Origin of the sequence: Polynucleobacter sp. 71A-WALBACH (assembly GCF_018882365.1) — a bacterium.
Lineage (GTDB): Bacteria > Pseudomonadota > Gammaproteobacteria > Burkholderiales > Burkholderiaceae > Polynucleobacter.
Genome location: NZ_JACVOP010000001.1, coordinates 1,229,353 through 1,239,246, shown reverse-complemented (window position 1 = coordinate 1,239,246; position 9,894 = coordinate 1,229,353). Strand labels below are relative to the sequence as shown.

The 9,894-nt window shown below is 43.3% G+C and carries 7 protein-coding genes; 1 reads left to right on the top strand and 6 read right to left on the bottom strand.

The window, feature by feature from the left end; genetic code table 11:
• The 3 genes from ICN42_RS06275 to ICN42_RS12025 form a co-directional block, all read right to left on the bottom strand.
• Positions 1–2,007 (bottom strand): VCBS domain-containing protein (locus ICN42_RS06275; protein WP_216252299.1); only part of this gene is annotated, 2,007 nt, incomplete at its 3' end.
• Positions 2,008–2,066: 59 nt separating this feature from the next.
• Positions 2,067–2,381, bottom strand: coding sequence for a PilZ domain-containing protein (locus ICN42_RS06270; protein ID WP_255539262.1), 315 nt, complete (start codon positions 2,379–2,381; stop codon positions 2,067–2,069).
• A 391-nt stretch (positions 2,382–2,772) separates the two neighbouring features.
• The gene (locus ICN42_RS12025; RefSeq protein ID WP_216252293.1) at positions 2,773–2,865 is read right to left on the bottom strand and encodes a tetratricopeptide repeat protein; all 93 of its coding nucleotides are present in this window, start codon (positions 2,863–2,865) and stop codon (positions 2,773–2,775) included.
• Positions 2,866–2,960: 95 nt separating this feature from the next.
• Here ICN42_RS12025 and ICN42_RS12020 point away from each other — a divergent pair, with 95 nt between their 5' ends.
• Positions 2,961–3,113, top strand: a complete 153-nt coding sequence (locus ICN42_RS12020) for a LuxR C-terminal-related transcriptional regulator (protein WP_216252970.1) — start codon at positions 2,961–2,963, stop codon at positions 3,111–3,113.
• Between the two features lie 97 nt (positions 3,114–3,210).
• On the opposite strand, the gene ICN42_RS06255 is transcribed toward ICN42_RS12020, so the two are convergent.
• The 3 genes from ICN42_RS06255 to ICN42_RS06245 all read right to left on the bottom strand — a co-directional run.
• Positions 3,211–3,495 (bottom strand): PilZ domain-containing protein, encoded by a 285-nt coding sequence (locus tag ICN42_RS06255; protein ID WP_216252291.1) that lies wholly within the window; start codon positions 3,493–3,495, stop codon positions 3,211–3,213.
• Complete coding sequence (locus ICN42_RS06250) at positions 3,492–4,424, bottom strand: tetratricopeptide repeat protein (RefSeq protein ID WP_216252288.1); 933 nt, start codon at positions 4,422–4,424, stop codon at positions 3,492–3,494. The genes ICN42_RS06255 and ICN42_RS06250 overlap by 4 nt, the downstream gene beginning before the upstream one ends.
• 6 nt (positions 4,425–4,430) lie before the next feature.
• On the bottom strand, positions 4,431–9,894 hold a 5,464-nt coding region (locus ICN42_RS06245), incomplete at its 5' end, for an S-layer family protein (RefSeq protein WP_216252286.1).

Here is a 9,894-nt window from a genome sequence, read left to right as displayed (position 1 = left end):
CTCGCCACCATCAATATCAGCAGAAGTCAGTGTGCCAGTAGTGGTCAGAGTGACAGCATCTTCGGTCACGCTACCACTAGCATCGCCACTAATGACTGGATCGTCATTAGTGCCCACAATCTTGATAGTCACTACTTGAGCATCAACACCACCCTTACCATCGTCTACTTTCACAGTAAAGGTATCGTTCACTTCTGCGTCTTTTGCCAAGGATTGCACTGCGCTAGCAGTGCCATTGGTGCCATTAGCCAAGGTGTAAGTCCACTTACCGGTATTGCCATCTAATGCTAAGGAGCCGTAAGTACCAGTAGCGTTACCAGTAATACTCCAGGTAGCCTCGCCACCATCAATATCAGCAGAAGTCAGTGTGCCAGTAGTGGTCAGAGTGACAGCATCTTCGGTCACGCTACCACTAGCATCGCCACTAATGACTGGATCGTCATTAGTGCCCACAATCTTGATAGTGATGTCATGTTTTGTACCATCTAAACTTGTAACGGTAAAGATCTCGTCTTTTGACTCGCCAGAGGTGAGGTATTGAACCTTTAAGTTATCTACTGAATAACTCCATTTGCCATCAGCATCAATCGTAAGGCTTCCTAAAGTTTGACCCTTAGCAACAGGTGCAATAGTTGAATCAATCTTCGCTTCATTTACATCCAAATCTGTAACCGTTAATACACCATTAGCGCTAAGCGTATTTTCACTTGCATCTTCTGTCACAGAATCTTGATCTTTACCTGAGCCATTATCAAATTTGGCTTCATGATTGAAATCAGTGATTGTTGCAGTGGCTGAAAGATTAGATGATGGCGCTAGAGTCGTAGAATGACTTTTATCATCATGATCATCATGATCATCGTCATGATCTTCACCATCATGGTCATCATCATAGGATGCGACCAATTGAACACCATTGGTTTTTGCAGAAGTAATGGTTGCGGTGACAGTTTCGCCACCTTCCTTTATAAAATCTTCGTTAGTGCGAACTAAAAAAGTTGCTTCTGACTTATCTTTTGGAATGATTAAAATGTAGTAGGTTTTGCCATCTTCAATAGTAGATTTCACTGAGGGATCTGCTATTGAAAAATCGAGGGCTTTTGTTGCAGTGCCGTTAATTGAAAACTTCACAACCGTGTCAGATGTAGAAGGAGTACTCAGGCTGATTTTGTAGTGAACATCACCTTTTTCAATTACTGTTGCACCGGCATCTGTAACATTAATACTGACAGTTGGGGGCACATCTTTCACCTTGATACTTGCCGAGCCGTCATCACCACTACTAGAAACTTTCAATGGTGTCGAATTCGCATTTGCTGCAATGATTTTTGCTGAAAGCGACTTGTCGCCGCTAAACACTTGATCATTGCCAAAATTAACATCTAGGTTAAGTGAAGAAGTAAGCTTAGGAATCGTGACTGTCACTTGTCCGTTGGCAGAAATCTCGAGCATTTGACCGCCAACACTTAAACCACCCGATTTTGCAAGCACTAAAGCATTGCCGCTGAGCTGCATTGTCACCGTAGTAGGCTCTGAGGAAAGATGATCCAAATTGATAGTAAAGTGCCCAACACTACCCTCACTAACTGACTCACCAGTGCTCTTAAGTGTTACCTTGGGAATATCCTCATCATCTAGGATGGTAGTTGTCTTAGAGATCTGATTACCCGCAACACCATAGGAATTTCCGACGTAATCACTGACAGCAATACCCAGAGTTTTGTTGCCTTCAAAAATATTATCGCTTTTATTTTTTATGGTGATCTGACCAGATGTTTCCCCTTTTTTCACCAAGACTTCATAAGTGTTTGTAGCAGAATCCACTAGTCGTAATTTACTATTTAGAGCGATTGAAATATCTGTTTCTGTGCCCGTTAATTGAAAACGAACCCAAGTATCAGCAGTAGCCCTGGATGTATTTATTGCGAATGAAAGAGACTCCCCTTCTTTTGCGCTAGCGCTAGATGTAATTGAACTAACAACTAGAGTATCTGGAACGGTTGCCATTTTTTAAATCTCCTGAATCTGTTATGCGATTTCTATGAATTAATTAAATGTTGTTATTTCTAAACTATTAAAGCTTCAATTTCTTGGCTAATGATTTTGGTGGCGACTCTTGTCTTGCCACCATCTTCTTCAACCCTGACAATTTCACCTTCACACACTAATTTCAACTTTCCGCCTGGGGTATCTAATTCCACCCAGAAAGAAATTACGTTTCCCTCTTCTTGTTTTGAGTTAACCTCAAAATAGATTCCTGTAGCACTGATATCTTTTGTTACCCCTGTTCCGCCATCCGCAACAGTCATTGGGAAGCTAGCTTTCACTCGTGGAGATCGCTCTCTTGATATGTTTTTTCGTGCTAAACCAGTTTTAGTCATACTGGAAAGAATATTGGCATTTGATCTAGATCAAATGCGCTACTACTACCGATTTATTTAGTAGAAGCCATGCAATCTTTTTGAAATGAAATTAGCTTTTAACTACTAGGCCAGATAGTAGAATTCAATAAATTTTTTAATTGGTATTTTTTGCAATAAAAAACCCAAGCAATACCTTTACTTGGGTTGATGTTGAAGACCTTCATTTCAGAAAATCAAGGTCGTTCATTTAAGGATTGCATTACGCCTGCAACTAACTTTTCCCAACCCTTTAATGCATCTTAATACTCAGGCTTAATGGCTAGCGCCTGATCGTAATTGACACTAAGGCATTTTTATTGCGCTTTAAACCAATCAGCGCTACCGCTCTATTATTAAAGGCCCCAGCATATTAGGGATTAATTTTGATTGCCCTATCTAACTTAGGCAAGGCAGTCTTAAATCGACCCATCGAACACAAGATAGCGCCTAAGTTATTGCACAAAGCTGCACCTATTGGGATTGGCAGCCAAGCCTAGGTCATAAGCATGTAAGGCCTTATCTAGCTTTCCCATAGAAATCAGCACGTTAGCTGTATAGATAAGGGCTCGCCAATATCCCGGTGAAAGCTCAAACACCCCATCGGTCGCTGAAAGCCTTCATATCAGTGAACACACTTTGCGTAATCACTTAGCGTCAATTTACGACAAACTAGCGGTACGCAACCGCATAGAGCTTTATGTGTTTTGTTGAAAATTCCAAAAAATGGAAAATGCTGAGATGCACCCTAAACCTTGCTCTACTGATGCCTGAGATGATTGAGCGTCTTAATTCTAAGGCTCAATAATTACTACTCAATACTGTGAGTGATTGGTTTGGCGGCGACTCTTACCTTGCCGTCCTCTTCCGATACCCTCACAACTTCACCTTCATACGCCAATTTCAATACTCCTCCAGGGGTATCCAACTCTACCCAGAAAGAAATCACAGATCCTGGCTCTTGCTTTTCAGGTAGTTCAATAAGGATCCCAGCAGAACTGATATCTGTCATTTGGCCACTTATGCCACCGGCTGTCGTCACCGGAAAGCTAGCCTTTAATCTTTCGGCGCGTTCTTTTAGGATTTTCTTTCTCATAGTCCCATGCTCTCCTGAAGTTTTGCCTTCCCCACCATGGCATCTTGATACTCAGGCTTTATAGCTAACGCCTGATCGTAATTGACTAAGGCATCTTGATTACGCTTTAAGCCGATTAGAGCCACTGCCCTGTTATTGAAGGCCTCGGCATACTGGGGATTGATTTTAATCGCCCTGTCTAGCTTAGGCAAAGCAGTCTTAAATCGGCCCAGCGAGCATAGTATTGCTCCTAAGTTATTGCATAAAGCGGCACTATTGGGATTTGCAGCTAGGCCCAGATCATATGCATGTAGCGCTTTATCTAACTTGCCCATAGAAATCAACACATTGGCTGCGTAAATATGGGCTCGCCAATATCCAGGTGATAGCTCAAGTACTCTGGCAAAGTCTGCCAAGGCTTTCTTATATTCCTTTAGCCCTGCCCGAACAATGCCTCTGTTTTTAATGGCATCTACATATCCAGGATCGATGGATATGGCTTTGTCATAGTTTTTAAGAGCCAACTCTCTATTACCCTCAGCCGCTAGTGAATTAGCTAGGTTGCAGTAGGCTCTTGGATTACTATCATCCACTGCAATAGCATTCTTAAATAACTTAATTGCCATGGGAAAGCTCTTTATCTGCGCAGCTATAAGACCCATCCCATGAATAGCAGCGTAGTGATTAGGTTCTTGGTGCAAGATCTCCTGATAGAAGGCCCACGCTTCTTTCAGTTGACCCTTGAGGTGAAGCTTCTCAGCGCTAATCAGCTTTGCCTGTAGTTCAGATGGAGTATGCGAGCTATTGATACTGATAGACATTGGTGTTTTGGATGCCCTTTTAGGTAACGCATTACTCTTAGCCTTCTTTGCGGCTGCCGTTTTCTTGAGGGGGCCAGCTTTTACGCTAGCTCCCCCAGCGTTCAACTTCTTACCCACGTTTTTTGCCATGATGTATCAATGCCACAGAATCTTATCTACGTTACTTATCTCATGTGAAGTGCCGTCAGCCGTCGTAATAATGGCTTCATTGCCCGCATGATCGCTTGTGAAGTTAATCTGCTTATTCTCTGCATCAATAGTAGCCGTACCTGACTTGATTTGTACAGTCCAATCTCCAGCTTCATTGCTATAGCTGTTCGTGAGAGAACCACCTGCCGCAGAAATCGATGCAGGGCCTCCATGATCACTTGAGATATCAACTACGTCAGTCCAGCTAGCTCCTTGCAAAGCATCGCTTAATGAGGATCCGCCTGCATGAACACCAAGTGCATCTGGCACGCCGATTTCTTTACCGTAAAGAGTGGCCACTTCGTAGTCCACACCGCCAATATTGACTGTAATAGTTGAATGAGAGCTAGTAGATCCATCGGTATCGATAGTAATAGTGGACTGAACGCTATCCGCTGGATTGAGAATCGCAGATAAATCAACACGATCACCATCACTGATATTGAAGTCATCAATCACGAGTACGCCCTCTGCAACAGAAGCGATTTGATAGACATCTTGGACACTATCACCCTGATCGCCAACGGTAGTTCCAACTGCGAATCCAACGTCCTCGGCAATACCAGTACTGCCATCGGTCATGGTGTAAGTTGTTTGGCCATAGATTAAGACATCGCCATCAGCCGCCGTATGAATCACTCCATCGGAGGTTAAAGACAGGCTAACGATACCGCGGTCGGCTAGGGATAAAAACTCTCCAGCATCAACAATGCCATCGCTATCAGCATCTTGCCAGATACCAAAGTCATTAAAGCCAGCATCTTTGGCGTCAAAGACATTGTCGCGATTAGTATCGTAGACTTTGGCAAGGCCTTCAAGGTCGGTTTCTCCTGCTTGGGTAGCAAAGCTAATTTTCAGCTCATTACCCGGTAACTCCAGAGCTAACAAGCCATCTGATGATGATACCCAGGCGGTTGATTGTAGTAAATTTTGACCGGTGTAGTCATAAACTACTTGGGCTTGTTTATTGAGATATTGAATTCCATCCTGATTTAAATCAATCGCAATAGGAGAAACAACTGTACCGTTATATGTTCCTTTTGTTATCGTTAAGTTGCCAGAAGTAAGATCAATGGCAGTAATGGCGGTTACGCCAACCAACTTAATCAATACGTCATTAACACCTACACCAGCGCTACCATCAGAAATAAATAGGTAGTAATCACCTGTGCCGTTGACTTTGAAAAAAGCAAACTCACCAGCAGTATCGGTAGTCGCTGTGAATCTTGTAGTAATGTCGGATAAGGCGTCCGCCAAAGTAGTTCCAGAACCAGTTGCAAAACTTGCAGCTCCAAAGGATTGATCGATTTTGGCCTCTGAGGAAGAGGCATTGGTTGAAGAACCACCTATAGTCAGTGATGAACTGAAATCAATAATATCCGCGGTACCAACAGCACCAACGGTATAGTCGTTGACTTGATCAGCCAAAAGATTTGTTTGACCACTATCGCCTGCGGAGAATATAAATCTATCTGCCCCGGCTCCCCCAACTAAAACATCAACACCAGCAGCTCCAGATAGCGTATCGGCATTCGCACCGCCTACAAGTAAATCGTTGCCAGAATTACCAGAAATGATATCGGCACCAGCATCACCAAATAAAATAGCTCCGCCAGTATTTGTCGTTGTTAAGGTGTCATTACCTGATGTACCAATAACGTTAGCCGTGACTCCAGTCAGACTGGATGGGATAACAGCATCAAATAGATAAATATTCAATTTGCTGCTAACTACGTCACCATCAGGCTGGGTCAATTTATAGTTAATCGATTCAAAATTATTAACCCCCGAAGCATTCTTCGGTGTGTATGCATACGCGCCAGTTTGATCAATTGCAAGCGACCCGTAATTCATAACTACAGTTGTAGCACCAGTAATATTAGCCCACGTTCCAGCTGCATTCTGAATCGATAGAGCTGCACCTTCACTGCCTGGAGCATCATTATCGAGGATATTGCCAACAGCATTAATGGCTGTATTCTGCAACACTCTAATATTGTCAATGTATGCAGATACTGTGCCAGAACCAGAATCATCCACCGATATTAGTAGGCGATAAAAACCGGATTCAGTCACTGAAATACTGAGGTCGGCACTAGTAGCAGCAACTACGATCGGCGATCCTAGTGCAACATAAGTACCTCCAGAGCTACTTGCTCTGTATAACTGATAGGAAAGGCTATCCCCAGACCTAAAGGATGTTGCTGATTCAAAATCAAAAGTTACTGACGCAGGCGATGAGGCAGAGGCTGAAGCAATCCTAAATTCAGGGGTGACAACTTGAGATGGGTCTCCGCTGCCTTCCGTAATCTTCAAGCTCTTATCCGAAGAAGACGCCCCTCCACCCGAAGAGACAACTGAGTAAGAGTCATCCTTACCAGTCGGGGTCCTTAACCATAAATCCTTATTTGCTAATGTCAAAATCTCGGGGGTTATTAAGCTACTGACTTGGGAAGGTGAAAATGCACCTTCAAAATCTTGCAAAATCGTTGTTGAATTATTTCCCCCTAATGCTGCAAAATTTATATCATTAATAGCAACAGGATCGCTACGATCAAGGATATTGATTGTGAATGTGCTAGTTGAGGTGTTGTACAAAGAGTTGATATTGTCCCCACCAACATCAAACTTAGAATCTTGAATTGTATAGGTGATAATCGAGCTCAAATTATCTTTAGTATCAGTGGTGGTAGCAGAGAAAGTATAAGAACCATCCTGACTAATTTGTAAGCTACCGCCCTGAATATTAAATGTATATGTAGGGCTAGCATCACTGAAAATATAGGTGTTGCTGCCGTAATGAACGGAGACTAACTTATGAGTGCCATCCAGCCATCCGTCAGGACCAGCCTCTGCTTGAGCTTGCGCTAATAAATTATATGAATATGAGGCAGCGGAAGGCGCTGGAGTTGCTGGGACTATAGTTGCCGTTAGCGTAGAAATATCACTAACTAATGTGGCATTAGAGTTGCTAACAGTTGCTCCATTCCAGGCAATTGGATCTAAATACGTAGTGCTTGCGACTGTCATACCCTTACCAATCGCAATTGCATTAGAAACTACCGAATTACTATTAAGGTAGTTTTTCCAAGACCACTCTTCCCCAGATTGGATGCCTATATCTTGATTCTCATACGCAGATGAACCGACAGTCATACCAAATGAGGTATTCCTTACGCCAGCGCTATCTTCTGTAGGCGCTCCATCGGAAAGGAAATATGAAACATTTTGAGCTCCGGCCTGGACTCCAGGCGCAGTGTACTTTACCGTACTCATCACTGAATCGACTGCCCGATCATAGTTTGTATAGCCGCCAGTAGATAATGCACCAATCTGAGATTTAGCAGTTGCCGAATTTACCCAAATACTGCCACTCTTATTGGTAGCTGTAGATGAAAATGAAACAACTTGGATGCTTACATTTCCAAGACTTGCGTACTTATCAATTAATGCGCTCGCAGCCTCCTTGGCATAAGTCAGCCTGGTTTTGGATGCTCCCGAATCTGTTGTGCCCATACTTCCAGATACGTCAATAACAATAACTAGATTTGTATTAATAGACTGACTCTGAGAGGCGCCGGGACTGGCCCCCTCAACAATATCCAGCACATAGGGCTTGGCTATTGGGACAGCAGGATTAGTATCATTATCAGTAATTGTTGTTGTAACTTGATTTGTGTCGTAAGCTATTTTTTCATAAGTTTCAGCATCGCTGAATGTTCCAGAAATCAAGCTAACCTTGAAAGTTTCTCCGGTATCTTTCTGGGTATCGTTGACTGAGGTAACAGAGAATCTTGTTCCAATATCTACCTCTCTTCGCATATCTGAGGTGTAATCAAAGCTAGGCGTTGCCGTATCTTGCTGGTCGCCAATAGCAACAATGACCTTACCCGAAGGCTGGGATCCAAGCGCAACTCCAGCTCCATCAACTGCTATTACTTTATAGTAAGCAGAATTTCCAGGGCTTCCCGATTCTTCTCCCATTGAATTAGCTGAGATATTGCTCAGGACTACACCACTTGAGTCCACCGCTACTAATTTGAATGTGTAGGCAACATCATTATCAGAAAGAGTGCCTGCGCCATCATTATCATTGGCGGTCTCGTCAATGATTGTTGCTGTTCCCGTAGATCTGTAAGTTGATCCATTTGTAAAGCTAGCGGTGAGCTTGAATGTTTCATTTCCGTCAGCCAAGACATCATCTTTTATTGCAACCCTTACTTCAGCATATCCAGCAGAGCTAGGAGTGAAGACTTCGGTATTACCATTACTTAAACTAATCCAGCTACCAACTCCATTTAGCCTATATTCAATGTTAGCAACATAGTCCGACCCCGCAAGCGCAGTAACACCAGAACTTATGGCATTAGACACATTAAGTGTAATTGCCTTGTTATTTGCAGTACTGGACCAATTCACCACAAAGGTTGCATAGTTTCCATTGCCCTCATTTACCACAACATCGGAAACAGTAATTGCGTCTCCAATCGTAGTGGTGACTACACCAGAATATGCAATATTTTCATACAAAGATGCATTATTAAAGCTTGCATCAACAAGCGATACGTTTAGTGATTCTGCTGCTATCTCCGTTACACCATCAGATCTAGCATTAATTTGAAAAACAGTGCCAATATCTGACGTTGTTGTGGGCGTTGTGTAATCTGCCGATGATGTAGTGATATCCGTATATGAAATTCCAATAGTGCCAGCAACACCCGAGACTACATTTCCAGCATCATTAAGGGCAATTACCTTGTAATATGCTGAGCCACCCTCAAATGCAGAGTTACCAGTTCCCCCATTGATAATATTGCCAGATGCATCAGTTGAGACCAGGGTTAAGGTTACCCGATCGTTGTCATCATATGAGGATAGGTCTTCGGGAACATCATTGGCAGTTTCATCGGTAATTGTAGAAGTTACTGTACTGTCTGAGAGTGTGACTGCCTCATATACAGACTGGATTGGCATTGCACCGGTCAAGCTGACGGTATAGGTCTCACCACTATCTTTAAAGTAATCATCGACTAAGGTGGCATCAAATACTGCACCTACTTTTACTGTCGCTACAGTGGCGCTGTAATCAGCACTGGAGGACGTTCCGTTGGTAAAGGTAACACTCACATCGGCAGTACCATCAAGGCCAGTAACTACCGTAGTGCCATCTGGTCCATAAGCGAGTACCTTGTAATGCAAGCTTGTGCCTTCTGCACCACTATTGATTGCACCTAGGACAGTTGTACCGTCCGCGTTGCAAGCAACAACTTTTAGAGTAATGCTATCGTCTACTGGGCTGACGGTAATCGTTAAGGTCGAGGTATCACCGGCGGTGAGGCCAGCATCATCGCTCAAGGTGTAAGTAATGACCGGGATCGCGCCGTTGTAGTTCGCTGCGGGTGTAAAGCTA

What these genes read in the sequence shown, in the direction of transcription:
- ICN42_RS06255 (WP_216252291.1), bottom strand. Translation starts at nt 3,495, where the DNA reads ATGAGAAAGAAAATCCTAAAAGAACGCGCCGAAAGATTAAAGGCTAGC.
- ICN42_RS06250 (WP_216252288.1), bottom strand. Translation starts at nt 4,424, where the DNA reads ATGGCAAAAAACGTGGGTAAGAAGTTGAACGCTGGGGGAGCTAGCGTA.
- ICN42_RS06270 (WP_255539262.1), bottom strand. Translation starts at nt 2,381, where the DNA reads ATGACTAAAACTGGTTTAGCACGAAAAAACATATCAAGAGAGCGATCT.